This is a genomic window from Nocardiopsis sp. NPDC006938 (genome assembly GCF_042869555.1).
Lineage (GTDB): Bacteria > Actinomycetota > Actinomycetes > Streptosporangiales > Streptosporangiaceae > Nocardiopsis.
Genome location: NZ_JBIAGA010000003.1, coordinates 300,372 through 324,874, shown reverse-complemented (window position 1 = coordinate 324,874; position 24,503 = coordinate 300,372). Strand labels below are relative to the sequence as shown.

Below are 24,503 nucleotides of genomic sequence, written 5' to 3'. Positions count from 1 at the left end.
GGTCACCCTTTCTTGGCCCGCCCTTGGGCGCGTCACCGGTGCGAACCGGGTACCGCCACCGTGCGCGGACCGCGCACCGGCAGCCGACGGGGGGACAGCATGACCACGGGACCCAACGCCGACACCCTGGTGATCTTCGGGGTGACCGGGGACCTCGCCCGGAAGTACCTCATGCCCGCCCTCTACCACCTGGCCACCCGGGAGGAGCCCCGCACCCGGATCGTGGGGGTGGCCCGCTGCGACTGGGACACCGAGACCCTGCGGCGCCGCACCCGCGAGGCCGTCACCGAGCACCTCGCCGAGACGGACTCCGAGCGCGGCACCACCGTCGACGAGGCGGCCCTGCGCTCCCTCACGGACCGGATGACCCTGGTCGCCGGTGACCTCAACGACCCCGGCACCTACGCGGACCTGGCCGCCCTCCTCCCCGAGGGTTCGCACACCGCCCACTACCTCGCGGTACCACCCGCCCTGTTCACGACGGTCGCCCGCTCGCTCGCGGAGGCGGGGCTGCACCGCGACAGCCGTCTGGTCGTGGAGAAGCCCTTCGGGCACGACCTCGCCTCGGCCCGCGAACTCCACCGGGCGCTCCTGGACTGCTTTCCCTCGGAGAGCCTGTACCTGGTCGACCACTTCCTCGGAGAGGAACCGATCCGCGGACTTCCGGTGACCCGGTTCGGCAACACCCTGTTGGAGCCCGTGTGGAACCGGACGTACGTGGACAACGTGCAGATCACCATGGCCGAGGACTTCGGGGTGGACGACCGGGGCTCCTTCTACGACGCCGCCGGGGCGGTCCGGGACGTGTTCCAGAACCACCTCCTCCAACTGTTCGCCCTGCTCACCATGGACGCCCCGGTGACCACGGGCGCCGTCGCGCTCAAGGACGAGAAGCTGCGTCTGCTGCGGGCCGTGCGCACCCTCGAACCGGCCGACGCCGTCCGGGGCCGCTACGACGGCTACCTGGACACGGAGGGGGTGCGGCCCGACTCCACCTCGGAGACCTTCTTCGCGCTGCGCATGTGGGTGGACAACCGCCGCTGGTCGGGGGTGCCGTTCTACGTGCGCTCGGGCAAGAACATGCCGCTCACCGCGTGGGAGGTGGTGGCCGAGCTCCGGCGCCCCGCACCCGTCCTCTACCCGGGCCCTGCCAACCTGGTCCGGTTCCAGCTGGAGCCGTGGTCCGGGGTGACCTTCGAGATGCTGCTCAACGAACCCGGGGCCGAGGGCGACTCGGCGGCCCGACTGGTGCTCGGCGCCGACGTGGAGCGCCAGTTGGGGCGGGGTCACGAGGCCTACGACCACGTGCTGCGCGACGCCGTGGCGGGCGACCCCGAGCGGTTCGTGAGCTTCGACGTGGTCGAGGAGTCGTGGCGGATCGTGGACCCGCTCCTGCGCGACACGGCGCGGCCCGAGCCCTATCCCCGGGGCTCCTACGGGCCGGAGTCGGCGCGGGTCCTTCCCGGTGACCGGGGCTGGCATCCTCTGGCCGACGCGATCCGGCCCCAGGGCGCGGCCGGGGAGTGACCCGGGACGAGCGAAACCGGGCGGCCCTGGTGGGGCCGCCCGGTCGTCGCGGGCGAGGTCGCGTATCGACCTCAGGCGCCTACGGGCTCGCGCCCGGTGTCACGGACCTGCTAGAAGTCCATGCCGCCCATGCCACCGGTCGGGTCGCCGGCGGGAGCCGCGGCCTTCTCCGGCTTGTCGGCGATGACGGCCTCGGTGGTCAGGAACAGACCAGCGATGGACGACGCGTTCTGCAGGGCGGAACGGGTGACCTTGGTCGGGTCGATGACGCCGTCCTTGAACAGGTCGGTGTACTCGCCGCTGGCGGCGTTCAGGCCGAACCCGGGCTCCAGGTTCTTGACCTTGTCCGCCACGACGCCGCCTTCGAGACCGGCGTTGACCGCGATCTGCTTGAGCGGCTCGGCGATGGCGCGACGCACGATGTCGGCGCCGATGGCCTCGTCACCGTCGAGGTCCAGCTTCTCGAACGCGGGGACGCTGGCCTGGAGCAGCGCGACGCCGCCACCGGGCAGGATGCCCTCCTCGACCGCGGCCTTGGCGTTGCGAACGGCGTCCTCGATGCGGTGCTTGCGCTCCTTGAGCTCCACCTCGGTGGCGGCACCGGCCTTGATGACGGCCACGCCGCCGGCCAGGCGCGCGAGACGCTCCTGGAGCTTCTCGCGGTCGTAGTCGGAGTCGGTGCGCTCGATCTCGTTGCGGATCTCGTTCACGCGACCGGCGATGGCGGTGGCGTCACCGGCACCGTCGACGATGGTGGTCTCGTCCTTGGTGACGACGATCTTGCGGGCGCGGCCGAGCAGGTCGAGCTCGGTGTTCTCGAGCTTGAGGCCGACCTCCTCGGTGATGACCTGACCGCCGGTCAGCACGGCGATGTCGCCGAGCTGGGCCTTGCGGCGGTCACCGAAGCCCGGGGCCTTGACGGCGACGGACTTGAAGGTGCCGCGGATCTTGTTGACCACGAGGGTCTGGAGGGCGCCGTCGGCGACGTCCTCGGCGATGACCATCAGCGGACGGCCGGACTGGAGGACCTTCTCGACAACGGGCAGGAACTCGTTGTTGTTGGAGATCTTCGAGTTGACGATGAGGATGTAGGGGTCCTCGAGGACCGTCTCCATGCGCTCGAGGTCGGTGGCGAAGTAGGGCGAGATGTAGCCCTTGTCGAAGCGCATGCCCTCGGCGAGCTCCAGCTCGAGCCCGAAGGTCTGCCCCTCCTCGACGGTGATGACGCCTTCCTTGCCGACCTTGTCCATCGCCTCGGCGATGGTCTCGCCGATCTGGGTGTCACCAGCGGAGATGGAGGCGGTGGAGGCGATCTGCTCCTTGGTCTCGACGTCCTTCGAGAGGTTGCCGAGCTCCTCGTTGATGCGGGCCACGGCGGCCTCGATGCCGCGCTTGAGGCCGATCGGGTTGGCGCCGGCGGCGACGTTGCGCAGACCCTCGCGCACGAGCGCCTGGGCCAGGACGGTGGCGGTGGTCGTACCGTCACCGGCGACGTCGTCCGTCTTCTTGGCGACCTCCTTGACCAGCTCGGCCCCGATCTTCTCCCACGGGTCCTCGAGCTCGATCTCCTTGGCGATGGAGACACCGTCGTTGGTGATCGTGGGGGCGCCCCACTTCTTCTCCAGGACGACGTTGCGACCCTTCGGGCCGAGCGTGACCTTGACGGCGTCCGCGAGCTGGTTCATGCCGCGCTCGAGGCCGCGACGGGCCTCCTCGTCGAACGCGATCAGTTTGGCTGCCATTGAGTTCTGTCCTCCCGTAACCGGGCTGATACGCGATGGGACGAGGCGTGCGCCCGCGACGGACGACCGCTTCCGCTCCGGCAACCCTGCTGCCGGAGGTCCGCGATCTCGCAGCCTCGATCCGGTTAGCACTCGGTGAAGGTGAGTGCTAACCACTCCCTTTTTTAGCACTCGACCCTGGAGAGTGCAAACGATGTGGTCACGATTTCGACGATCGGAGAAACCACACTGACCAGGCGAAACATCCCCCGACGTGCGGGTTTGAGCGCTCGGCGAACAGAGGACGGACCCCCGGAGGAACCGGTGGCCGGGCGGTCACCGGCCCGATGACCAGGGGTCCGCCCGTTCAGCCGTTGAGGCGGCGCATCGAGCGTGCGCCCACAGCCATCGCTACGCACGCCAGTCCGAGCGCCATCGCCCAACCGAGCAGGACCGTGCCGTCCCACGGACCGCCGTCGAAGAGCACCCGGGCGGCGTCCACCACATGCGCCACCGGGTTGAACCGCGACAGCGTGTACAGCCACCCCGGGGCCAGCTCCATCGGCAGGAGCAGACCCGAGAGGAGCATGAGGGGCACCATCACGGTCTGGACGATCGGGGCGAACACGTAGGTGTGCTTGGCGACCATCGCGGCCAGGTACGACAGTGTGGCCAGCCCGATCCCCAGCACGGCGAGCAGGGCGAATCCCGCGAGTGCGCCGGGCACGGTGGTTCGGAATCCGAACGGCAGCACCAGCACGAGGATGAGCGCCATCTGGACCAGCATGGTCGCGAGATCGCCCAGGACCCGGCCGAGCAGGAGCGCCACCCGGCTGACCGGGGTGACCAGCATCCGCTCGAATTCGCCCGAGGACAGCTCCGGCAACAGGCCGAACCCGGCGAACCCGGCGGTGAAGAGGGCCAGCATCACCAACAGGCCGGGCACGAACCACTGCCACGGGTTCTCGCCCTCGGCCCCCGCCAGCCCGGTGAGCAGTGGCGCGAACAGCACCAGGTACAGCAGTGGCTGGAGCATTCCGAAGACGATCATGAACGGCCGCCCCAGGACGGGTCGCGCCTGGCGCGCGAGGACGGTCCCGGTGTCGCGCAGCACCCCCGCGAATCCTCCGGCCGCCCGTGTGGGCGCATCGGGCACGGTCGCGGTCCGGTCGACGGCGGTCACTGGTCCTCCTCGCGCAGACTGCGGCCGGTCAGGGTCAGGAACACGTCGTCCAGGGTGGGCCGCTGCACCTGGACGGCACGCACGTCGAGGCCCGCGGCGTCGAGGGCGCGCAGAAGTTCGGGGAGCACCGCGTCTCCGTGTTCCACCCTGAACCGCACCTCGTGTTGGGCCCCGGGTCCGTCATGGACCCCGGCGTCGCCGTTCGGGGCGATCCGCTCGGCCACGCCCACGGCCGCGCGGGCCTGGTCCTCGTCGGCGAGGGCGAGCCCGACCAGGTCGCCGGAGACGCGCCCCTTGAGTTCCTCCGGCGTGCCGTCGGCGATCACGCGGCCGTGGTCGATGACCAGGACCCGTTCTGCCGCGGAGTCGGCCTCGTCCAGGTAGTGGGTGGTGAGCACGATCGTCGTGCCGAACTCCGCGCGCAGCCGTGCGACGTGTTCCCACAGGTTGGCCCGGCTGTGGGGGTCCAGACCCGCGGAGGGTTCGTCCAGGAAGAGCAGATCTGGGTGGTGGACCAGGCCCATGGCGATGTCGAGTCGGCGCCGTTGACCGCCGGAGAGGTTGGCGACCTCGCGCCCGGCGGCGGGGGTGAGGTCGAGCATCTCCAGCAGGGCGTCCGAGCGACGTCCCGCGGCGCGGCGGTCCAGGCCGTACAGGAGGCCCTGGGTGCGGAGGTCGTCGCGGACCCGCTGGTCCTCCCCGGCGCCGTGGCCCTGCCCGACGAACCCGATCCGGCGGCGCACCTCGGCGGGTTCGGCGCGCACGTCGCGCCCGGCGACGGTGGCGCTCCCGGACGTGGGTTCGAGAAGCGTGGTGAGCATGCGCAGGGTGGTGGATTTACCCGCGCCGTTGGGTCCGAGGAGCGCGACGGCCTCCCCCTCGGCCACCTCGATGTCGACGCCGCGCACGGCTTCGACGGTCTCCTTGCCGATCCGGAAGTGCCGGGTCAGCTCCTGTGTGCGGATCATCGAGCCCTCCGTATTAAAACTTGAATACGGGGACATGATGCACCACACCGAAGGGATGTTCAAGTTTGAATACGTGGGCGTGGGTCCCAGAAGGGGACCCGGTGCGGGGCAGCGCCGCGGCGGGCGAGGGTCTCGGGCAGCTCAGACCGGGAGCGGTCCCGGCTGCCGGGGACCGTCGTCAGGTCCGTCGTCGGCCATGACGTACCTCCCCGTCTCAAGGGAGGAGATCAGCTGCCGGGTCCATGCCGTGCCCGAGTCGAGCGAGTACGACCAGAACCGGAACAGCTCGCGCACGTGTGGGGGCTTGCCCCACTCGGAGTCGGGCAGGTCCATCGACGCGCGCAGCTCGGCCTCGTCCTCCTCCAACCGTGCCAACCTCTGCCGCAACAGGCCGATCGCCTCAGCGCGGGTCAGCGCGATCATCAGGGTGACACCGGCGCACAGCAGGGCCTCGTCCTCGGTCGAACTCAGCGCCTTGCGCAGGAGCCGGTGGAACTCGGCCTCACCGTCCTCGGTGACCTCGTAGGAGGTCCGGCCGGACGCCTCCCCCTCGGCCACGAACTCACGGAGCTTGCCCTGTTCGGAGAGTTTGCGCAGAGCGTGGTAGAGGGACCCCCACTTCACGTTGGCCCACTCCTCGACACCCCACCCCATGAGTTCACGGCCCACCCGGTACCCGTGCGCCCGCCCGTGAATGCGCACCACACCGAGCACCAACAACCGCGTCGCCGACATCGCCACCCTCATCCCCGGAAGAGTCCTCCTCCCAGGTTACGAGGGGACGGGCACACGGACGGGGCGGGCGCCCTCCGGCGCCCGCCCCGTCCGTGTGGTGCCTCGGGGTCAGCAGCCCCCGGCGACGGCCGGGATGATCGAGATCTGCTGGCCGTCCCGGACCTCGGTCTGGAGGCCCTGGTCGAAGCGGACGTCCTCGTCACCGACGTAGACGTTGACGAAGCGGCGGACCTTGCCGTTGTCGTCGAGCACGCGGGCGCGGATGCCCGGGTGGTTGGCCTCCAGGTCGTCGAGGACCTCGGCCAGGGTGCCGCCCTCGGCGGTCACCTCCGACACGTCGTTGGTGTAGGTGCGCAGGATGGTGGGCACGCGGACGCTGACGCTCATGGTGTTCGTACTCCTGGGACGTGGGTGCTGCGCGGGGTGGTGGGTGCGGGCGCGGGCCCGGGGATCAGGCCAGGCCCTCGGCCTTGAAGGCCTCCAGGGACGGCTTGATCGTGGCGGTGACGCCCGAGTCGACGGCGTTGAGGGTCTTGAGCCCGTCACCCGTGTTGACGATGACCGTCTCCGCCTCGGGGTCGAGCGTGCCCTCGCGCACCAGCTTGCGCAGGACTCCGGTGGTCACGCCGCCTGCGGTCTCCGCGAAGATGCCCTCCGTGCGGGCCAGCAGCTTGATGGCGTCGACGATCTCGTCGTCGCCGACGTGCTCGATCGAACCGCCGGTGCGGGTGGCGATGTCCAGCACGTACGGGCCGTCGGCGGGGTTGCCGATCGCCAGCGACTTGGCGATCGTGTCCGGCTTGACCGGCTGGATGACGTCGTGCCCCTCGGCCCACGCGCGGGCGACCGGCGAGCAACCGGTGGCCTGCGCCCCGAACACCTTGTACGGGCGGTCCTCGACCAGGCCGACCCGGATCAGCTCCTGGAAGCCCTTGTCGATCTTGGTGAGCTGGGAGCCGGACGCGATCGGGATGACGATCTGCTCGGGCAGGCGCCAGCCGAGCTGCTCGGCGATCTCGTAGGCCAGCGTCTTGGAGCCCTCGGCGTAGTAGGGCCGCAGGTTGACGTTGGTGAAGCCCCAGCTCTCCCCGGCCTCGTCGCCGATGAGCTCGGAGCAGAAGCGGTTGACGTCGTCGTAGTTGCCGTCGATGGCCACGACCTTCCCGCCGTACACGGCGGCCATCACGACCTTGCCCTCCTCCAGACCGGCGGGGATGAACACGCACGAGTCGAACCCGGCGCGCGCGGCGGCGGCGCCCACCGCACCGGCGAGGTTGCCGGTGGAGGAGCACGAGAGCGTGGTGAAGCCGAAGGTGCGGGCGGCCTCGACGGCGATCGCGACGACCCGGTCCTTGAAGGAGTGCGTGGGGTTGGCCGAGTCGTCCTTGACGTACAGGGAGCGCAGGCCGAGTTCGGCGGCGAGGCGGTCGGCCCTGACGAGGGGGGTGAGGCCGGGGTTCATGTTGGGCAGGTCGGCCACGTTGTCGGGGACCGGGAGGAGGGAGCGGTAGCGCCAGATGTTCTTGGGGCCGCTCTCGATCTGCTCGCGGGTGACGGTCCCGAAGTCGTAGGCGATCTCCAGGGGGCCGAAGCAGAACTGGCAGGCGAAGATCGGCGAGAGTTCGTAGCGCTCCCCGCACTCCCGACAGGACAGCGCGGTTCCCGGGCCGAAGGCGCGGACGGAGGTGGGTTCGGCGGCGGCAATCGCCATGGCGAGGCGTCTCCCCTCATCTTTCCTGGTGGCCACCTTGACCCCAGGCCGGAGTTGGCACCTGTCTCGACGGGACGCGGTGATCGCGGTTCCACATGTCGAGATGGTTGCCGGGGCTTCGCAGGGCCGGTCCCTCCACCCCTCTGGATGAGCAATATGAAGTTGTGGCGGTTCTCCTTCGAGAACGCACCGTCACTGTAACCGAGGATGCGACCCGTTTTCCACGCCGGGTGATCCGGATTACACAACTCCTCCCACATGGTGAGACGGAAGTGTCCGCCAGGGGCGGGAAGCCGGTGCGTTCCGGGGGTGCGAACGGCGGCTCCTCCACGGGTGTGACGGTGTCCACCGTTGCCCCCGAGGGGGTTTGGGGTCACCGGCTCCAGGCGAGACCTAGGGGGAGCGTGAACCACGACCCATCCTTCGTCGAGAGGACGACCAGTGGACAAGGCCGAGATCCTCATCGCCTCCAACAGGGGGCCGGTCTCCTTCTCCACCGCCGACGACGGCTCCCTGGAGCACCGTCGGGGCGGGGGCGGCCTGGTCTCGGGAATGATCTCCGTGGCCTCCGAGATCGACGGGCTCTGGGTGTGCGCCGCCCTGTCCGACGCCGACCGCCGGGCGGCCGCCGAGGCACCCGGGGCCCGACTGGACCGCGCGCACGACCTCGACGGCATGCGCGTCCACATGCTGGAACTCCCTGAGACGACCTTCTCCGGCGCCTACACCGGGGTGGCCAACTCGACCCTGTGGTTCGTGCAGCACCTGCTCTACGACACCCCGAACTCGCCCTCCTTCGGCTCGGAGTTCCGACGCCTGTGGGAGGACTACACCGCCTACAACAACGCCTTCGCCGAGGCCCTCGTGGGCGGCGCCGCCGAGAACGCGCGCGTGGCCGTGCAGGACTACCACCTGGCGCTGGTGCCGCGCATCCTGCGGGCACGCCGCCCCGACCTGCGCATCGCGCACTTCTCGCACACGCCCTGGGCCCCGCCGGAGTACTTCCGCATGCTGCCCGACCAGGTGGCCCGGGAACTGCTGGAGGGGATGCTCGGCGCCGACCGGCTGGGGTTCCACAGCCCGCGGTGGGCGAACGCGTTCCTGCGCTGCTGCGCCGAGGTCCTGCGCGCCGACGTCGACCTCGAACGGGGCACCGTGGAGCACGGCGGCCGGGTCGTCCAGGTGGGCGTGCACGCGCTGGGCGCCGACGAGACCGGCCTGCGGGAGAGCGCGTCCGATCCCGCCGTGGCCGACCGCAGGCGGACTCTGGGCGAGGCGGTGGGCGACACCCGGCTCATCGTCCGGGTCGACCGCACCGAGCTCTCCAAGAACATCGTGCGCGGGTTGGAGGCGTACCGCGAGCTGCTCACGGCGCACCCGGAGTGGCGCGGCCGCGTCACCCACCTGGCCTTCGCCTACCCCAGCCGGGGCGACGTACCCGAGTACCGGGAGTACACCGACGCGGTGCTGCGGACCGCGAGGGAGATCAACGAGGAGTTCGCGACGCCGGAGTGGACCCCGCTGGTGCTGGAGGTCAACGACGACTACCCGCGATCGCTGGCGTCGTTCCAGATCGCGGACGTGCTCCTGGTGAACCCGATCCGGGACGGCATGAACCTGGTCGCCAAGGAGGGCCCGGTCCTGTCCGAGCGGGACTCGGTCCTGGTGCTCTCACGTGAGGCGGGCGCGGCGGACGAGCTGGGTGCGGACGCCCTGCTGGTCAACCCCTACGACACGGTGGAGACCGCGGAGGCGCTGCACCGGGCGCTGTCGATGCCCGCTCCGGAACGCAAGGAGCGCCGGGAGCGGCTGGCCGAGGCGGCCGTGGCGCTGCCTCCGCGCCGGTGGTTCCAGGAGCAGCTGCGGTCCCTGCGCGTGGGCGGCGCCTGAGCAGGCGGGGACGCCGGGGGCACCCGTGCCCGGGACGGGACGACGCGCCCTGACGGAACCGGGCCGGGCCCCGAAGCGGATCGGTGCCCGGCACCGCCCCGGTGGGTTCAGGACCGGTCGGGCGGTGGTCATCGGTCAGGACGTGGTCGCGGGGGACGGGCCGCCGGTCGGCGCGCCGTGTCCACGCCGTCCGGCGGTGTCGGGTCGGCACCGCCGGGGCTCACGCGGGCGCGCCCGGGGCGGGTCTCAGCCCTGGCCCGGGGTTCGCGCGCGCCATGCCTCGGCCTCGGCCAGGAGCTCCGTGACGATGTCGGACTTGGCGTCGGCGTAGTCCTGGATGCGCTTCCAGGTGAGCTCGGACAGCTCGCGTTTGACGGCGGTGTAGCGTTCGCGCGCCCCGGCGTCCGCCGCGAGGTAGTCGCGGAAGAGCCGCATCCGGTCGACCTCCTCGCACCCCGCGCCGAACACGTGGAGGTTGAGGTTGACGTTGGGCCCCTTGAGCACCCGGTGCTCGAACCAGTCGGGTTCCGCGATGACCAGCGCGTACCCGACCCTCTCCAGGTCGGGGAGGTAGGCGGACTCGTCGGCGGAGTCGGCGACCGTCATGACCAGGTCCACGCACGGTTTGGCGGCCAGGCCGGGCACCGAGGTGGAGCCGACGTGTTCCAGGGTCAGTACGCGGTCGCCGAGGGCTCCCCGGATGCGGGACTCCTCCTGGCGGAACAGGTAGGGCCACTTCGGGTCGGGGTCGGAGAGGCGCACGCGACCGTTGACCAGATTGCGTGCCATCGGGTCGGACACGACCCGCTTATCTCCTCGGGAGGGCAGAGAGGGCGTTTCGAGGGGCGACATTCCACAAAGCCTTGTCTCCCGTCGCACCCGCGTCAAGGCTTTCCGCGTGCCTTACATATGCACGCGCATTCGTGCGTCACCGAACGTCGGAACGCCCTGACCGAACGCGACGGTCACACCGCGCTGGGCCCGTCCGGAGTGGAGACCACCAGGACGAGTGAGCCCTCCCATTCGGGGAGTTCGCGGAGGTGTCCGTGGCGCGCGTCCCACGTGCCGTCGCGCAGGTCGCGGGTGAGGTGCTCGTGGAAGCGGGCGTGCGCGTCCTCGTCGACGAAGCTCCAGGCGGAGCAGGCCTGGCGGGCACCGGGGTCGAGCAACAGCTCGGGGCGTCCGTAGTAGGCCTCGTTGAACCCGTCCGAGCAGTCGAGCGGGATCGGCACGCGGGTGACCGTGGTCGTCCCGCCCAGCCCCTCCGCGAGGGCCGACGGCGCCGGGTAGCGCCGGGCCTCGGTGTCCAGGACCTCGGGGCAGTAGTCGTACAGCCAGAAGTCGCGCACCAGGGCCGGATCGCAGGTCAGCACCGCCACGGGCCCGGTGGTGACCCGGCGGACCTCGGCGAGTCCGCGGGCCGTGTCGGACCACTGGTGGACGCTGAAGGTGGTCATGGCGGCGTCGAAGGAGCCGTCGGGGAAGGGAAGCGACTCCGCGGTGCCGTCGACCGCCGGGGCCAGGTGCGCGGGGCGTCTGGCGCGCATGCTGGACGAGGGCTCCACCGGCGTGACGTCGAGGGCGGAGGGTTCGTAGGACCCGGCCCCGGCACCGACGTTGAGCACCGTCCGGGCACCGCCCAGGGCCGCGTGCACCAGCGCGGCGATCCTCGGTTCCGGTTGACGGTGGTCCGTGTACGTGCGGGAGATGACCCCGTAGTCCGCGTCGCCCGCGCTACCGTCGTGTGTTCGGACCATGGTGGCTCCCGCCGTCGAGGTGTGTGCCGAGTCAGGGTGTGTACCGGAACGAGGCGCCCGCCGACCCGGGGACTCGACTCGAGTCCCCCGGGGGGCGGGGTGGTTCCGCACGCACCCTAACCAACGAGAAGCCGTGGCGTCACGGGACTTTCGCCCGGTCTGCCACGGCCCTCCCCCACGGGTCCGGCGCCTCACCACGGGGCCGCGACGGCCCGGCGGAGGTCTCGACGGCTACGTCTTGCGGCGGCGCCCGCCCTTCTTCCTCCGGGAGGGGCGCTCCTCCGCCTTGGCCTGTTCGGCCCGCTCGGCCGCGAGGCGCTGGTCCTCCTCGCGCCGTTCGGCCTCCACCCCGTAGGGGTCCTTGGTGCTCCGGCGCACCCACAGCACCAGCAGGATGACGATCAGCGCCAGTACCACGCCGACGAGCGCGAACCACATCCACACCGGGACGGTCGGTGAGTCGTCCTGCACCAGGTCGTCGTCGACGAGCGGAATGTCCTGGGCCTCGCCGGAGGCCTGTTCGACGGCGGCGGGCAGGTAGAGGGAGGACAGTCCCTCGGTCCCCTGCTGCGCCCCCTCCACCAGCGCGGCGCGGAGCTGCTCGGAGCCGAGCTGCGGGTACTCGGAGTTGAGCAGGGCCGCCGCGCCCGCGGCCACCGCCGCCGCGTAGGGCGTTCCGGTCACGTCGACCTGGCCCATGTCGGGCCCGGCGGTGGACAGCTCCGCGCCGGGCGCGAGGAGCCCGATCGCCGAGGCGGGCGGGGAGTCGGGCAGGAGCGTCCCCTCCTCGGTCACACCGCCCACCGCGAGGACGTTGGGGTCGTCCTCGCCGCCCGCCGGGGCGACGACCAGGGTGCCGCTGCGGGTGGCCGACGCGGTGGCGGCCTGGAGGTCCTCGTCCTGGTCGACCTCGGTGGGCAGCAGGACGACCTGTGCCCCCTGCTCGACGGCGTAGCCGATGACGTCGGCGAGGTCGGCGGAGTCGGCGGCCGCCGCGGTGGCGTCGGCGCCGGGTGACTCCGTTCCCGCCGTGGCGTCGGCGTCCCCGGTGTCGGCCGAGCCGGAACCCGAGGAGTCGGTGCCGGTGGGCAGGACCAGCAGACGCGCCGCCGGGGCCACGCCCAGTACACCGCCGTCCGCGTCCATGCCGTGCCCGTGCCCGACGGCCAGGGCCCCCATGGCCGTGCCCAGGTCGGTGTCGCCGCCGTTGCCCCCGAACTCGGTGTCGACCACCAGGTTGTCCCTGAGGTCGGGGTGTTCCTCGTCGACGGAGACCCCCGGGAGGGCCACGGTGACGCCCTGCCCCTGGCTGGTCTCCCAGGCTTCCTGGGCCCCGATGGAGGCCAGGCTCCACTGGTCCGGTCGGAAGTCGGGGACGTCGTCGGCGGCGGCTGGAACCGCCGTCAGTCCCAGTACGGCGAGCGCCGCGCAGGCCCCCGCCGTGGCGCTCACAACGTGGCGCTGGTGTGTCCTGCTACGGCTGTTGCCCCCGAGCACGTCTGGCTCCCTCGAACGTTGCGGTCGGTGCTGCGCCGGGCCCTCCCCGGACCCTCGCGATTCTGTCATGTGCACAGGATTCAGGCTTGGACAAGTGGCCTGGGGGGTAGGAGACGTAACTGTATCCCTGGTGCCAGTCCTGGGTCTTCCGCTCCTCATCCGGCATGTCGAGTCGCTAGCATGAGTCGCGCCGATCCGGACAAACCAATTACCCGTCCAGGGGGTGTCCCATGCCGAATATCGGTCCGTCCGACGACGGTCAGTCGGCCCTCGCCGAGCGCGAACAGCGCATCCTCGCCTTCGAACGCCAGTGGTGGAAGTTCGAGGGCTCCAAGGAACAGGCGATCCGAGACGAGTTCGGGTTCTCCGCGACCCGTTACTACCAGCTCCTCAACGGTCTGGTGGAGCGCCCCGAGGCGCTCGCCTTCGACCCGATGACCGTCAAACGCCTGCGCCGCCTGCGCGCCGACCGCAGACGCCAACGCAACGCCCGGCAGTTGGGCATCCATCTCTAGTGCGCACCGCCGGGCCGCGCGCGAGGGTCGCGGAGCCGCCCCCTCGGGTGGGACACGCCCGGAACGGGTAGACGAGGAGTCGACGTCACCGGGAGCGCACGCGCCCGGTGCCACCACGGAGCACCGCACCCGACAGTGACAAGGTCCCCGCATGCCCTCGTCCCCAGCAGACGGTCCGACCGCGCCGACCACCGAGTCGGGGCGCGCCGCGCTCGACGCCCTGGTCCGCGCCCCCTCCCGGGCGCTGGCCGCCTTCGACTTCGACGGAACCCTGGCGCCCATCGTCGCCGACCCCCGTGACTCCGCCCCGCAACCCGGGATCGTGGCCGCCCTGACGGCCCTGGCCTCCCGGTTGGGCACCGTCGCGGTGATCACCGGTCGTCCCGCCGCCACCGCCGTACGGCTCGGCGGGTTGGACGAGGTGCCCGGGATCGTCGTGCTCGGCCACTACGGCGCGGAGCGCTGGTCGGACGGCCGGGTGCTGGCCGCCGATCCTCCGCCCGGTGTCGCCCTGGTCAGGGCCGAGCTCCCCTCCCTGGTGGAGTCCTCCGGCGCCCCGGAGGGCACCTGGATCGAGGACAAGGGGCGGTCGCTGGCCGTGCACACGCGGCGCGCGGCCGACCCCGACGCGGCCCTGGACCTGTTGGCCGCTCCGCTCGCGGCGCTGGCCGAGCGCGCGGGTCTCAGGGTGGAGCCCGGGCGCAGGGTGATCGAGCTCCGTCCACAGGGTGTGGACAAGGGTGGGGCCCTCACCTCCCTGGTGGAGGAGAGGGCGGCCCGGAGCGTCCTCTACGCCGGCGACGACCTCGGCGACCTGCCCGCCTTCGCCGCCGTGGCCGACCTTCGCGCGCGCGGGGTCCCCGGACTCACCGTGTGCTCCTCCTCCGACGAGGTGACCGAGGTCGCCGACCGCGCCGACCTCGTCGTCGAAGGGCCCGAAGGCCTGGTCGCGCTGCTCGACCACCTCACGGAGACGATTCGTGGGCTTGGGGCGTGAGCGCCGAGCGCGCGGCCGAACGCAGGTCCACCAGACCGGTCCGGTCGCGCCCGTAGTGCACCGCGTTGGTCAGCACACCCACGTAGCGCCCGCTCTGCGGGTGCAGGAACAGGCTCGTCCCGGTGAACCCGTTGTGGTAGACCACGCCCTCCGGGGTGACCAACCAAGCCAGCCCCCGCGACAACCGCGCCCCCGCGTCGACCTGAGGTGACCAGCTCTCCCGTACGAACGACGCGGGGATCGCCCCGGACTCGCCGTCGTGCAACCGCAGCATCTCCCGGGCGAAGGCGCCCAGGTCGATCGCGGTGCTGAACACCCCCGCGTGCCCGGCGACACCGCCCATCAGGGCCGCGGCCTCGTCGTGCACCACACCCCACGCGGGGGCCGCCCCGACGAGCCTGCGCTCGGTCGGCGCCACCTCCGGGGACCTCCCCAGCGGACCGTAGGCCGTGGAGCGCAGGCCGAGATCGGCCCACAGGTCGTCGGCGAGCCGGTCCAGGCTGGCGCCGTACAGGCGTTCCAGGAGCAGGCCGAGCAGGATGAAACCCCGGTCGATGTACTCGTACCCGGGCTCCTCCAGCGGGTCCGAGAGGATCGCCTCGGCCAGGTCCTGGCCGGTGCCGACGTACCGCTCCATCCACGCGACGGGGTTGAGCCGGCTCGTGTGCGTGAGGATCTGCCTGGTCGTCACCCAGGCCCCGGGAAGGTCCTCCCCGGGAAAGTATTCGGACATGGGGGCGTTGATGTCCAAAACCCCCTCGGCGATCGCCCTGCCGACGAGCGGCCAAGTCGCCATCACCTTCGTCAGGCTCGCGACGTCGTAGGAGACGTCGGGCGCGGTGTCGTGATCTCCGCTGGTCCTGCCCACCGCCACGAACTCCCACATACCGCCGGTGCCGACCACGGCGGCCCCGCCCGGCAACCAGTCCGCGTCCACCATCACCTTCAGGACGCCACGGATTCGCGCCCCAGTCTCCGTGAGCCAGTCACCATCACGCACAACACGCCTCCCCCCGAGCGGTCTCCCCCACTTCTCGGCGGATACCCCGTTCACTCCGGCTTGTCACACCCGTGCCGTCTCCGAACAGTACGAAACCCCCGCAGGTCATGGCCGTAACCGCGCCGTTCTGGCGTGGCGCGGCCCGGGTGCCGCTCCGGCCCGGCTCCGGCCTCCTGTGGCGCGGGTCCGGCGAAGTAGGCTGGCGCACACGCAGTTCCGAGGAGGACGATGAGCAGCAAGACCCCCGTTCCCGCCGGTTTCGTCGGCGTGGCCGGAAACATCGGGATCAAGGACCCCGACGACGACTTCTTCACGGTCGTCTCCGAGGTCCCCGCGGCGGTCTCCGCCGTGTTCACCCAGTCGCGGTTCGCCGGGCCGAGCGTCCGCATCAGCCGCGAGGCCGCCGCCGACGGCCGGGCCAGGGGCGTCACCGTGATCGCGCGCAACGCCAACGTGGCCACCGGCCAGATCGGCACGGCCGACGCGCGCGAGGTGCGGGACGGGGTGGCCCGCGCCGCCGGGGTCGACCCCGACCAGATCCTCATCGCCTCCACGGGGGTCATCGGACGCCCCTACCCCATGGACCGGGTGCGCTCCTACCTCGCCGACCTCCCCGCCGAGTTCCCCCCGGCCGACCTGGACCGCTCGGCGGCGGCCATGATGACCACCGACACCCACCCCAAGGTCGCCACCGCGAAGGTCGGCGACGCCACCCTGACCGGCATCGCCAAGGGTGTCGGCATGATCGAACCCAACATGGCCACCATGCTGACCTGGTTCTTCACCGACGCGGAGGTGGACCAGCCGGTCCTGGACGCGGTGTTCCGGCGGGTGGTGGACCGAACCTTCAACGCCCTGAGCATCGACACCGACACCTCCACCAGCGACTCCGCCGCGATCTTCGCGAACGGGCTCGCCGGTCCGGTGGACGTCGACGCGTTCGAGTCCGCCCTGTACGAGGTGGCCCTGGACCTGGTCCGGATGATCGCCTCCGACGGTGAGGGCGCGGGCAAGCTGATCGAGGTCCGGGTCACCGGGGCGCGCGACGACGCCCAGGCGAAACGGATCGGCAAGGCCGTGGTGAACTCGCCGCTGGTGAAGACCGCGGTGCACGGCGCCGACCCGAACTGGGGCCGGGTCGCGATGGCCGTGGGCAAGTGCTCGGACGAGACCGACGTGCACCCGGAGAACGTGCGGATCGTCTTCGGGGACGTGGAGACCTTCCCCCGCCGGGCCACGGAGGAGACCCTGGAGCGGGCCGCCCTGCACATGAAGGGTGACGAGGTGGTGATCAGCGTCGACCTGGGGATCGCCGAGGGCGCGTTCACGGTGTACGGCTGCGACCTGACCGAGGGCTACATCAGGATCAACGCCGACTACACGACCTGAGCCGCGACGGCCGGTGAACACGGGAGGGCCCTGGTGGGCGCACCACCAGGGCCCTCGTTCGTGACGTCGCGCGGGTCAGATGTGCACCACGGGGCCGTCCGTCATCCTCCCCGCGCGCATGAACAGGGACAGCCCCGCCGCCACCAGCATCACGACGGCGGCGATCCCGAAGGCCAGGTGCAGACCGTCGAGGAAGGCGAGGTTGCTCGCCTCCGTGATCGCTGCGGTCACGCCCGCGTCCGCGCCCTCCGGAACGACCGCGCCGCCCTGGGCGACGGTGCTCTGCATGGCGGACAGCTCGTCTGCGGAGGGCTCGGCCACTCCGGCGGCCGCGTAGTGTCCGGGCAGCGTGGAGACGATGGTCGCGGACATGACCGCGCCCAGCACGGCCGTCCCCAGCGAGCCGCCCAGCTGCATGGCGGCCTGCTGGAGCGCCGAGGCCACCCCCGCGTAGCGCACCGGGGCGTTCCCGATGATCGCGGCGGTGGCGCCCGTCATGACCAGGCTCAGACCCACGCCCAGCAGCACGAACGCGAGCGAGACGTAGGGGACGCCGGTGTCGCTCTCCAGCCGGGAGAGCAGGAACATCCCCGCCGAGGACGACAGCAGGCCGGCGGTGGTGGGAAGGCGTGCGCCCACCCGGTCCAGGAGCCGCCCGGCGATGGGCGAGGTGATCGCCATCATCGCGGTCATGGAGATGAGCTGGAGCCCGGTCTGGGCGGGGCTCAGGCCGCGCACGCCCTGGAGGTAGAAGGTGATGAAGAACAGCGAGCCCATCAGGCCCAGCGCCATCGCCACGGTCAGCACCACGCCGATCGAGAGCGAGGGGTGGGCGAAGAGCGCGAGAGGGACGAGCGGCTGTTCCGGGCGCCGCTCCCAGATGAGGAAGGCCGCGCCGAAGAGGACCGCGGCCGCCAGCGAGACCAGGGTGACCGGGTGCGCCCAGCCGATGCTCGGGGCCTCGACCAGGGTCCAGACGAGGGCGAAGATCGCGACGCTCACCAGGACGATGCCGGGCACGTCCATGCGGCTGCCCGCGTCGGTGGGCCGGTTGGCGGACAGGAGCCACAGGCCCAGCCCGATCGCGACCGCCCCGACGGGCACGTTGATGTAGAACACGGCCTCCCAGCTGAACGCGCCGACCAGGACACCGCCGAGGATCGGGCCTCCGGCGGTGGCCGCGCCGATCAGGCTGCCGAAGACCCCGAAGGCCCGGCCGAGCTTGGAGGGAGGGAAGCCGGCCCGCAGGAGCCCCATCGCGGAGGGGAGCAGGAGGGCGCCGAAAACTCCCTGGACGATCCGGAATCCGATGAGCATGATGACACCGGACGACAGGGCGATCGCCACCGAGGAGAGCACGAAGCCGACGACGCCGACGAGGTAGGTGTTCCGGTAGCCGAAGCGGTCACCGATCTTGCCCGCCGTGATGAGGAAGACCGCGAGTCCGAGCAGGTAGCCGTGGGTGACCCACTGGAGCTCGGCCAGGGAGGCCCCCAGACTGGCGCCGATCGCGGGGTTGGCCACGGCCACGATGGTGCCGTCGAGGGCGACCATCATGACGCCGAAGGCGATCGCGACGAGGGTGGCCCAGGGGCTCTCGGTGAAGCGGGGCCGGGCGGTCGGTGTCTGCCCGCTCGGCGGGTGCTGCGGGTCTCTCGGGCTCTGTTCGGCCTGCGTGGTCATGTACCCCGTGTCCTCGTCCTCGGTCGTGCGTCCCCGTACCAGGGAAGATTATGGCAGTCGCTGACATTTGACGATCGCTGACATTTGTCAGTGACTGACATCACTTCGGCGCGCGTGTATCCTCCAGGGACAGGAAGCAGGCGTCTCACCCGGGAGTGGAGGCACGTCCATGAGTACGACGAGCCCCGAGAACGTCGGACTGCGCGAGCGCAAGAAGGCCGAGCTGCGCGACACCCTCATCGAGTCCGGGCTGCGCCTCTTCCACGAGAAGGGGTACGAGGCGACCACCACGGAGGAGATCGCCACCAGCGCGGGGGTCTCCCAGCGGACGTTCTTCCGGTACTTCGCCTCCAAGGAGAACGTGGTCCTGGAGGCGATCGAGGAGGTCGACGAGCTTCTCTGCGCCTTCGTGCGCGAGCGTCCCGCCGACGAGCCGCCCTTCCGCGCGCTGCGCAACGCCATGCGCGATCACTGGGAGGTGCTGGAGCGCGAGGAGCTGCACCTCCAGGGGAGCGCGGCCAACTTCATCTCGCGGAGCCCCGAGCTCATCGAGGTGAACATGCGCTACTGCGCCCGCCGCCAGTCCCGTCTCGCGCGCGTCATCGCCGAACGCGCCGGGGTGGACCCGGCCGACCACCGGCCCGCCCTGGTGGCGGCGGTCTTCTACGCCACGCTCAACAACGGTTTCCAGGTCTGGGCGGACTCCGGGTGCGGGGACAACACCGACGGCCTGCTCCGGTGCTTCCTCGAACAGCTCGACCTGGTCCCGGACGCCGTCTGCGGAAGCTGGAGCCAGGGATGAGCGCCGGGGCCGAGGCGGTCATCCCGATCCTTCGCGTGACCGACGCCGCCGCGGCCGTCCGCTGGTACGAGCGACTGGGCTTCACACTGGAGTGGGAGCACCGCTTCGAACCCGGTTTCCCCGCCTTCGTCGAGGTCGGCCGCGGTTCGGTGCGCCTCTTCCTGTCCGAGCACACCGGCGATGCCGGGCCGGACACCCTGGTGTACCTGCGGGTGCGGGACGTGGACGCGATCGCCGCCGAGTTCGGGGCGAAGGTGGAGGAGGCTCCCTGGGCGTGCGAGATCGAGCTCCGCGACCCGGACGGCAATCGTCTGAGGATCGGCACGCCGACGACCTGAGTCCGCTCGTACGCCCTCCGACGCGCGAGCGGTGGGGATCAGGTGGCGGGCGGACGCACGGCCGACCCCGAACGCTCCACCCCCAGCATCCAGTGATCGAGATCAGGCCGGATGTCCCCCTGCGACCACGGCTCGTCATCTTGCGCCCATGGATGATTATCCACCCTGGACCGATGCTGCGATGGCGCGTTCCACCGGCCTACTGATTCACGCAGATCCAGAGTCTCCCGTCCCCAGCAAGTATTCTCGATGCTCCGGATACACCATCAGACCGAATCGAGCCGAGATCTCGGCCAGAGAAGTCTCGGGAATGTCGTAGACGAGCCCGATCCGCACCTCATCCACACCCAGTAGAGACCCCGCGTCCGCGTCCGATAACCCGGAAATCCGGTAGCTCCCAATGAAACGACCCGAATCGCGATCGAATTCATCCAGCATCCACTCGACCATCAACACCCTCCCAGCGTGCGATATTGAATCGAATTGCTTGTTTGCCCAGGAATCCGACGTCCCGAATCCGGCCTGAACTCACCCATGCGCTTGGCGTTCCTCTGACCACTGACCCACCTTCCCATCGTGCCATGCGTGGAGTCCCACCCAAGGACCCGACCGTCCGGCAAGGTCCAACGGGACCGATGACCACCACCCTATTTCGGGGAACCCTGACCGGCGCAGAGGCTGCCCGTGCGCTTGGAAGGTGACGCCTGGTGGGAGTTCTTCGACGCCTTCAGCGACTACGCCCAACTAATGCTGGAACCAGAGAACATCGAAGGTGCCGAGCGGAGCCACCCGAGGTGCTTCGTCGCGTGCGCAAAAAGACCGACCCCACCGGAGAGCGGCTCGCCTCCATCTTCGGGATGAGTCAGGGTAAGGTCTCGAAGATAGAGACAGGTAAACTGGTTCCCTCTTCCATCGATGTTGAACGGATTCTTCGTGCGCTCAAGGCGACTCCAGAAGAAATAGAGAGTGAGGTCGGCGACCACCACGCAGTTCTGCGCCTGATTGCTGTAGCTGCTCTTGCGGAAGGCGAGTTCGTTGGCATGGGGGTGCATGAGTACAGCCCCTGCCGGGGTGGGGCACAGGCTGACGCGCTCGGTCCTTCCCACACCTGGGACTCATACTCAGAGGAACACGTCCCCAGGAGCCGAGGCTGGCGCATCCCGAGGAGCGCTTGGCGCGTACGACGACGGACGCCCTGTAACAGGGCATTCAGGTGCAACAGGCCCCCCACCCGTCAGGGCGGAGGGCCTGTTTGCTCCCCGGGGCGTTACGCCTCCAGACGGGCCGTGTCGATCAGCGCCTGCCACTCCGAGGAGGGGAACGCCAACGCTCCCAGATCGCGGTGCTGGGTGTCCCGGACAGCCGACACACCGCGCACGTCAGCGACCTCGACACACTCCTGAGCAGTAGAACTGTACGACGACTTACGGAACTCCAGGTCTTGGGTCAGGTGCACGTGCGGTGTCCTAGTCGATGAGTCGGGTTAGGTGTTGCACGGACTCAGCTGGAGACAGAGCCGCGCCCTGGAGAAGGTCGAGAACATCGCGGTAGTCAATGACCTGCTCCGGGTCCTCAAGGTAGAGACCATCGCGCCGGGCCTCCAGGTACACGATCGCATCCGACAGGACTCGGAGCAGGCCGAACGCGGAGGGAGTGTGCTCATGGTCGGCCACCTCTCGTCCCGCTGGGGCCCCGGCCGGTGCTGGACTTCCCCTTCTGCCAGGGGCTGGGCACGGTCATCTGGGCCGAGTTCACCCTCCCAACCCCGGCCACCACTGGCGGCACCCGATGACGGCGCAGGTCAGCGCCCAGAAGGCTCCTCGCCGGGGACCGCACCGGGAGCTGGAACGCGACGAGGCCCCAGACATCGAACTGGGGCCTCGTCGGTGGCTCAGGGGTCCGGGCACCGTCCTCTCCGGCCCCCGACCCGTCCGCGGTCAGAGGTCGGTGACCTCCGGGTGGGCGGCCCTTCTGACGGCCTCGCGGGCGGGGCCGGGAGCGTCGAGCGCCACGCTGGCCAGGGCCCGGCACTCCTCCTCGGTGTGGCGGGCCAGGGCGTAGCGCACCGCGGGCAGGGCGGGGGGAGCCGTCGACAGGCTGGTGACCCCGAGACCGACGAGCACCAGGGCGAGCAGGGGGTCCGCCGCGGCCTCGCCGCACACGCCGACCGAGCGGCCCCGGCCCGCGTCGCCCACCCGCTGGATCAGGGCGAGCAGCGCTGGCTGCCAGGGGTCGAGCAGGTCGGGGAGCGCGCCCAGGGTGCGGTCGGCCGCCATCGTGTACTGCGCGAGGTCGTTGGTGCCGATGGACACGAAGTCCACGTGGGACAGGAGGCGGTCCGCGAGCAGGGCCGCGGCGGGCACCTCGATCATGACGCCGACCTCGGTGATTCCGGCGGCGCGGGCGAGGGCCGCGAACTCCCCCGCTTCGGCGGCTGTCGACACCATGGGCGCCATGACCCGCACCCGGGTGTCCTCGCAGGCGCGTGTGGCGGCGGCGATGGCGGTGAGCTGGTCGGCCAGCAGGTCCGGGTGGACCCGCGAGGTGCGAAAGCCCCGAACACCGAGGGCGGGGTTGTCCTCCTCGCCGGTCGCGGCGAAGGCCAGCGGCTTGTCCGAGCCCGCGTCCAGGGTGCGCACGGTGACGGTGCGGTCCTTGAAGGCCCGGAACAGCCGGGTGTAGGCCTCGGTCTGCTCGGCGACGGTGGGCGGGTCGGCCCGGTCGAGGAAGAGGAACTCGGTGCGCAGCAGGCCGATGCCCTCGCTGTCGTGCGCGGCGGCCTCCTCCGGGTCCCCCTCGCCCGCGTTGAGCAGGAGGGACACGGGAACGCCGTCCCGGGTCCGGCCCGGTCCGGAGCTCTCGGCCAGCACGGCGCGGCGACGTTCGGCCCGGGCGCGGACCCGCTCGGCCACCTCGGGGGCCGGGTCGACCTCGACGGTCCCCGCGTCGCCGTCGACCGCGACGGTGGTGCCGTCGGTCAGTTCGTCGGCCCCGGAGCAGCCCACGACGGCGGGCAGGCCCAGGGAGCGGGCGAGGATGACGGTGTGGCTGGTGGGACCGCCCAGCCGGGTGACGATGGCCTTCACCCGGCTGGTGTCGAGGCGGACGGTGTCCGCCGGGGCCAGGTCCTCGGCCACCAGCACGTGCGCGTGGCCGGGGTCGGGCAGCCCGGGCATGGGCAGGCCCAGGAGCGCGGCGATGGCGCGGTCCCGGATGTCGGCCAGGTCGGCGGCCCGTTCGGCCAGGTACCCCCCGGCCGCCAGGAGCAGGTCCTGGTAGCGGCCGCAGGCCTCCCACACCGCCCAGGCCGCCGCCCGGTCCGCGGAGATGGCCTCCTCGATCTGGCGCGACAGCTCCGGGTCGCGGGCCATCAGCGCCTGGGCGTTGAGCACCGCGGCGGCCTCGCCGTCGAGCGAGGCGGCCCGGGCCTCGAGGTCGGCGGCCACGCCCTCCAGAGCGCTCCGCGCCGTCTCCTTCTCGGCCTCGGTGTCGGCGACCCCGGGTTCGCGGTCGGGCAGGGACGGCGGCGCCGCCATCCTGGCCACCGGAGCGACGGCCCCACCCGGGCCCGCCGCGATGCCTTCCAGTACCCGGGCGGGGTTCGTCTGCTCCATGCGTGCTCTCCTGTGGGGGGTGGTCTGTTGGGTACTAGGGAACCCGGAAACGCGCTGTCGCGCCAGGGCGATTCCGGGATCTGTGGACAACCGTCAGGGCTCGATGGTCACCTTGACGGCGGTGCCCGAGGCCACGGTCTCGATCGCCTTGTGCACGTCGGACAGCGGCATCCGCTCGGTGATGAGGTCCGCGACCGGGACGGCCCCGGACGAGATCAGTTCGAGGGCGCGCTTGTTGTGCTCGGGGCTGGAGCCGTTGGCACCGAAGATCGAGATCTCCTTGTAGTGCACGACGTTCGCGTCCAGCTGGATCACCGGGGCGTCCTTGGGCAGCCCACCGAAGAAGCTGATCCGTCCGCTGCGCGCCGCCATCTGGAGGGCGTCCTCCTGGGCCCTGCCGGAGGCGGCGGCGGTGATGATCAGGTCGGCGCCGCGACCGTCGGTCAGGCGGAGCACCTCGGCGACCGCGTCGGTCTCCTCGCCGCAGATCGCGGCGTCCGGCTCCACGAGCGCGGCGGACATGTCCAGGCGGCCCCGGTTGAGGTCCACCAGGAACACCTTGGCGGCGCCCTTGGCCCGGGCGAGCCGCACGTGCAGGCAGCCGATGGGGCCGGCACCCATGACCACGACCGTGTCGCCCTCGCCGACCCCGGCGATCTCCTGGCCGTTGAGGACGCAGGCCAGCGGCTCGGCCACGGAGGCCTCGGCGAGGTCGACGTTGTCGGGCACGCGGTTGACGCCGTCGACCGCGAGGACGGCCTCGGGGATGATCATGTACTCGGCGAAGCCGCCGTCGTAGTGGTAGCCCATGGACTCCTGGTTGGAGCAGACCGTGAACCGGCCGTCGGAGCACTCCGCGCAGGTGCCGCAGGGGATGGCAGCGATGACCTGGACCCGGTCGCCCTCGGACCAGCCGTCGACGCCCTCGCCGACCTCGACGATCCGGCCCGCGATCTCGTGGCCGATCACCCGGGGCGGGCGGATGTGGTGGTGGCCGTGCTTGGAGATCTTCACGTCGGTGCCGCAGGTGGAGCAGTTGACGACGGCGATCTTGAGCTGTCCCGGTCCGGGGGTGGGCTCGGGAGCCTGCTCCAGACGGATGTCACCGGGGGCGTAGAAGCGGGCGACGAGCATGTTCGGGCCTTTCTGGTGGGGCTGGGCCGGGGCGGGGTTCTC

General features: G+C 71.0%; 23 protein-coding genes, 2 pseudogenes and 1 riboswitch. Of the genes and pseudogenes, 8 read left to right on the top strand and 17 right to left on the bottom strand.

Annotated elements, in window-relative coordinates:
* The first annotated feature begins 99 nt into the window (after nucleotides 1-99).
* Complete coding sequence (gene zwf, locus ACFYL4_RS06940; protein ID WP_387517048.1) at nucleotides 100-1,527, top strand: glucose-6-phosphate dehydrogenase; 1,428 nt, start codon at nucleotides 100-102, stop codon at nucleotides 1,525-1,527.
* A 110-nt stretch (nucleotides 1,528-1,637) separates the two neighbouring features.
* Here zwf and groL read toward each other — a convergent pair whose 3' ends face one another.
* The 6 genes from groL to thrC form a co-directional block, all read right to left on the bottom strand.
* Nucleotides 1,638-3,269 (bottom strand): chaperonin GroEL, encoded by a 1,632-nt coding sequence (gene groL / locus ACFYL4_RS06935; protein ID WP_357756906.1) that lies wholly within the window; start codon nucleotides 3,267-3,269, stop codon nucleotides 1,638-1,640.
* A 346-nt stretch (nucleotides 3,270-3,615) separates the two neighbouring features.
* Nucleotides 3,616-4,431: an ABC transporter permease gene (locus ACFYL4_RS06930; protein WP_387517046.1), complete on the bottom strand. Its 816-nt coding sequence runs from the start codon at nucleotides 4,429-4,431 to the stop codon at nucleotides 3,616-3,618.
* Nucleotides 4,428-5,399 (bottom strand): ATP-binding cassette domain-containing protein, encoded by a 972-nt coding sequence (locus ACFYL4_RS06925; RefSeq protein WP_387517044.1) that lies wholly within the window; start codon nucleotides 5,397-5,399, stop codon nucleotides 4,428-4,430. The genes ACFYL4_RS06930 and ACFYL4_RS06925 overlap by 4 nt, the downstream gene beginning before the upstream one ends.
* Nucleotides 5,400-5,540: 141 nt before the next feature.
* On the bottom strand, nucleotides 5,541-6,146 hold the full coding sequence (locus tag ACFYL4_RS06920) for a PadR family transcriptional regulator (RefSeq protein ID WP_387517042.1): 606 nt from the start codon (nucleotides 6,144-6,146) through the stop codon (nucleotides 5,541-5,543).
* Between the two features lie 96 nt (nucleotides 6,147-6,242).
* The gene (locus ACFYL4_RS06915; RefSeq protein WP_357756897.1) at nucleotides 6,243-6,521 is read right to left on the bottom strand and encodes a ubiquitin-like small modifier protein 1; all 279 of its coding nucleotides are present in this window, start codon (nucleotides 6,519-6,521) and stop codon (nucleotides 6,243-6,245) included.
* Between the two features lie 64 nt (nucleotides 6,522-6,585).
* The gene (gene thrC / locus ACFYL4_RS06910) at nucleotides 6,586-7,845 is read right to left on the bottom strand and encodes a threonine synthase (RefSeq protein WP_357756894.1); all 1,260 of its coding nucleotides are present in this window, start codon (nucleotides 7,843-7,845) and stop codon (nucleotides 6,586-6,588) included.
* Between the two features lie 13 nt (nucleotides 7,846-7,858).
* Nucleotides 7,859-7,999, bottom strand: a riboswitch (SAM riboswitch).
* Between the two features lie 287 nt (nucleotides 8,000-8,286).
* Between thrC and ACFYL4_RS06905 the strand changes: the two genes are divergently transcribed.
* Entirely contained in the window at nucleotides 8,287-9,735 is a 1,449-nt protein-coding gene (locus ACFYL4_RS06905; RefSeq protein WP_357756891.1) for a trehalose-6-phosphate synthase, read from the top strand.
* A 246-nt stretch (nucleotides 9,736-9,981) separates the two neighbouring features.
* Here ACFYL4_RS06905 and ACFYL4_RS06900 read toward each other — a convergent pair whose 3' ends face one another.
* From ACFYL4_RS06900 to ACFYL4_RS06890, 3 genes are all read right to left on the bottom strand, one after another.
* Nucleotides 9,982-10,587, bottom strand: a complete 606-nt coding sequence (locus ACFYL4_RS06900; protein ID WP_387517039.1) for a GrpB family protein — start codon at nucleotides 10,585-10,587, stop codon at nucleotides 9,982-9,984.
* A 113-nt stretch (nucleotides 10,588-10,700) separates the two neighbouring features.
* Complete coding sequence (locus tag ACFYL4_RS06895) at nucleotides 10,701-11,492, bottom strand: class I SAM-dependent methyltransferase (RefSeq protein WP_357756886.1); 792 nt, start codon at nucleotides 11,490-11,492, stop codon at nucleotides 10,701-10,703.
* A gap of 231 nt (nucleotides 11,493-11,723) precedes the next feature.
* Nucleotides 11,724-12,989: a S8 family serine peptidase gene (locus ACFYL4_RS06890; RefSeq protein ID WP_387517037.1), complete on the bottom strand. Its 1,266-nt coding sequence runs from the start codon at nucleotides 12,987-12,989 to the stop codon at nucleotides 11,724-11,726.
* Nucleotides 12,990-13,219: 230 nt separating this feature from the next.
* Here ACFYL4_RS06890 and ACFYL4_RS06885 point away from each other — a divergent pair, with 230 nt between their 5' ends.
* A complete protein-coding gene (locus ACFYL4_RS06885; RefSeq protein ID WP_017544090.1) occupies nucleotides 13,220-13,504 on the top strand; it encodes a DUF3263 domain-containing protein in 285 nt (94 codons plus the stop codon).
* Nucleotides 13,505-13,655: 151 nt separating this feature from the next.
* Nucleotides 13,656-14,501 carry a trehalose-phosphatase gene (otsB, locus tag ACFYL4_RS06880; protein ID WP_387517034.1) on the top strand — a complete coding sequence of 282 codons (846 nt, stop codon included), beginning with the start codon at nucleotides 13,656-13,658 and terminating at the stop codon, nucleotides 14,499-14,501.
* Here the strand turns inward: otsB and ACFYL4_RS06875 are convergent.
* Nucleotides 14,470-15,501 (bottom strand): serine hydrolase domain-containing protein, encoded by a 1,032-nt coding sequence (locus tag ACFYL4_RS06875; RefSeq protein WP_387517031.1) that lies wholly within the window; start codon nucleotides 15,499-15,501, stop codon nucleotides 14,470-14,472. The two genes, otsB and ACFYL4_RS06875, sit on opposite strands and share 32 nt — an antisense overlap.
* 228 nt (nucleotides 15,502-15,729) lie before the next feature.
* Here ACFYL4_RS06875 and argJ point away from each other — a divergent pair, with 228 nt between their 5' ends.
* On the top strand, nucleotides 15,730-16,890 hold the full coding sequence (gene argJ / locus ACFYL4_RS06870; RefSeq protein WP_357756873.1) for a bifunctional glutamate N-acetyltransferase/amino-acid acetyltransferase ArgJ: 1,161 nt from the start codon (nucleotides 15,730-15,732) through the stop codon (nucleotides 16,888-16,890).
* A 75-nt stretch (nucleotides 16,891-16,965) separates the two neighbouring features.
* On the opposite strand, the gene ACFYL4_RS06865 is transcribed toward argJ, so the two are convergent.
* Nucleotides 16,966-18,573 carry an MFS transporter gene (locus ACFYL4_RS06865; protein WP_387517028.1) on the bottom strand — a complete coding sequence of 536 codons (1,608 nt, stop codon included), beginning with the start codon at nucleotides 18,571-18,573 and terminating at the stop codon, nucleotides 16,966-16,968.
* A 169-nt stretch (nucleotides 18,574-18,742) separates the two neighbouring features.
* On the opposite strand from ACFYL4_RS06865, the gene ACFYL4_RS06860 reads away from it, so the two are divergent.
* Nucleotides 18,743-19,375 (top strand): TetR/AcrR family transcriptional regulator, encoded by a 633-nt coding sequence (locus ACFYL4_RS06860; protein ID WP_387517026.1) that lies wholly within the window; start codon nucleotides 18,743-18,745, stop codon nucleotides 19,373-19,375.
* Nucleotides 19,372-19,713 (top strand): glyoxalase superfamily protein, encoded by a 342-nt coding sequence (locus tag ACFYL4_RS06855; RefSeq protein WP_387517024.1) that lies wholly within the window; start codon nucleotides 19,372-19,374, stop codon nucleotides 19,711-19,713. Before ACFYL4_RS06860 ends, ACFYL4_RS06855 begins: the two co-directional genes overlap by 4 nt.
* A 207-nt stretch (nucleotides 19,714-19,920) precedes the next feature.
* Here the strand turns inward: ACFYL4_RS06855 and ACFYL4_RS06850 are convergent, their stop codons facing one another.
* Both ACFYL4_RS06850 and ACFYL4_RS06845 read right to left on the bottom strand, forming a co-directional pair.
* A complete protein-coding gene (locus ACFYL4_RS06850) occupies nucleotides 19,921-20,163 on the bottom strand; it encodes a hypothetical protein (protein WP_387517022.1) in 243 nt (80 codons plus the stop codon).
* Nucleotides 20,163-20,348: pseudogene (locus ACFYL4_RS06845) on the bottom strand (colicin E3/pyocin S6 family cytotoxin); the annotation flags it as partial. The pseudogene ACFYL4_RS06845 and the gene ACFYL4_RS06850, both read right to left, overlap by 1 nt.
* A 72-nt stretch (nucleotides 20,349-20,420) precedes the next feature.
* On the opposite strand from ACFYL4_RS06845, the pseudogene ACFYL4_RS06840 reads away from it, so the two are divergent.
* Nucleotides 20,421-20,618: pseudogene (locus tag ACFYL4_RS06840) on the top strand (helix-turn-helix domain-containing protein); the annotation flags it as partial.
* 362 nt (nucleotides 20,619-20,980) lie between these two features.
* Here the strand turns inward: ACFYL4_RS06840 and ACFYL4_RS06835 are convergent.
* The 4 genes from ACFYL4_RS06835 to ACFYL4_RS06820 form a co-directional block, all read right to left on the bottom strand.
* Nucleotides 20,981-21,169, bottom strand: coding sequence for a DUF397 domain-containing protein (locus tag ACFYL4_RS06835; RefSeq protein ID WP_387517020.1), 189 nt, complete (start codon nucleotides 21,167-21,169; stop codon nucleotides 20,981-20,983).
* Nucleotides 21,170-21,179: 10 nt separating this feature from the next.
* On the bottom strand, nucleotides 21,180-21,386 hold the full coding sequence (locus ACFYL4_RS06830) for a Scr1 family TA system antitoxin-like transcriptional regulator (protein ID WP_357756857.1): 207 nt from the start codon (nucleotides 21,384-21,386) through the stop codon (nucleotides 21,180-21,182).
* Between the two features lie 264 nt (nucleotides 21,387-21,650).
* Nucleotides 21,651-23,327 (bottom strand): phosphoenolpyruvate--protein phosphotransferase, encoded by a 1,677-nt coding sequence (ptsP, locus tag ACFYL4_RS06825; RefSeq protein ID WP_387517018.1) that lies wholly within the window; start codon nucleotides 23,325-23,327, stop codon nucleotides 21,651-21,653.
* Between the two features lie 93 nt (nucleotides 23,328-23,420).
* Nucleotides 23,421-24,461 (bottom strand): zinc-dependent dehydrogenase, encoded by a 1,041-nt coding sequence (locus ACFYL4_RS06820; RefSeq protein WP_357756851.1) that lies wholly within the window; start codon nucleotides 24,459-24,461, stop codon nucleotides 23,421-23,423.
* Between the last annotated feature and the right edge of the window lie 42 nt (nucleotides 24,462-24,503).

Coding starts and splice junctions, on each gene's coding strand:
- ptsP (WP_387517018.1), bottom strand. CDS start 23,327: ATGGAGCAGACGAACCCCGCCCGGGTACTGGAAGGCATCGCGGCGGGC.
- ACFYL4_RS06915 (WP_357756897.1), bottom strand. CDS start 6,521: ATGAGCGTCAGCGTCCGCGTGCCCACCATCCTGCGCACCTACACCAAC.
- groL (WP_357756906.1), bottom strand. CDS start 3,269: ATGGCAGCCAAACTGATCGCGTTCGACGAGGAGGCCCGTCGCGGCCTC.
- otsB (WP_387517034.1), top strand. CDS start 13,656: ATGCCCTCGTCCCCAGCAGACGGTCCGACCGCGCCGACCACCGAGTCG.
- ACFYL4_RS06900 (WP_387517039.1), bottom strand. CDS start 10,587: ATGTCGCCCCTCGAAACGCCCTCTCTGCCCTCCCGAGGAGATAAGCGG.
- ACFYL4_RS06865 (WP_387517028.1), bottom strand. CDS start 18,573: ATGACCACGCAGGCCGAACAGAGCCCGAGAGACCCGCAGCACCCGCCG.
- zwf (WP_387517048.1), top strand. CDS start 100: ATGACCACGGGACCCAACGCCGACACCCTGGTGATCTTCGGGGTGACC.
- ACFYL4_RS06855 (WP_387517024.1), top strand. CDS start 19,372: ATGAGCGCCGGGGCCGAGGCGGTCATCCCGATCCTTCGCGTGACCGAC.
- thrC (WP_357756894.1), bottom strand. CDS start 7,845: ATGGCGATTGCCGCCGCCGAACCCACCTCCGTCCGCGCCTTCGGCCCG.
- ACFYL4_RS06920 (WP_387517042.1), bottom strand. CDS start 6,146: ATGAGGGTGGCGATGTCGGCGACGCGGTTGTTGGTGCTCGGTGTGGTG.
- ACFYL4_RS06860 (WP_387517026.1), top strand. CDS start 18,743: ATGAGTACGACGAGCCCCGAGAACGTCGGACTGCGCGAGCGCAAGAAG.
- ACFYL4_RS06925 (WP_387517044.1), bottom strand. CDS start 5,399: ATGATCCGCACACAGGAGCTGACCCGGCACTTCCGGATCGGCAAGGAG.
- ACFYL4_RS06895 (WP_357756886.1), bottom strand. CDS start 11,492: ATGGTCCGAACACACGACGGTAGCGCGGGCGACGCGGACTACGGGGTC.
- argJ (WP_357756873.1), top strand. CDS start 15,730: ATGAGCAGCAAGACCCCCGTTCCCGCCGGTTTCGTCGGCGTGGCCGGA.
- ACFYL4_RS06820 (WP_357756851.1), bottom strand. CDS start 24,461: ATGCTCGTCGCCCGCTTCTACGCCCCCGGTGACATCCGTCTGGAGCAG.
- ACFYL4_RS06850 (WP_387517022.1), bottom strand. CDS start 20,163: ATGGTCGAGTGGATGCTGGATGAATTCGATCGCGATTCGGGTCGTTTC.
- ACFYL4_RS06885 (WP_017544090.1), top strand. CDS start 13,220: ATGCCGAATATCGGTCCGTCCGACGACGGTCAGTCGGCCCTCGCCGAG.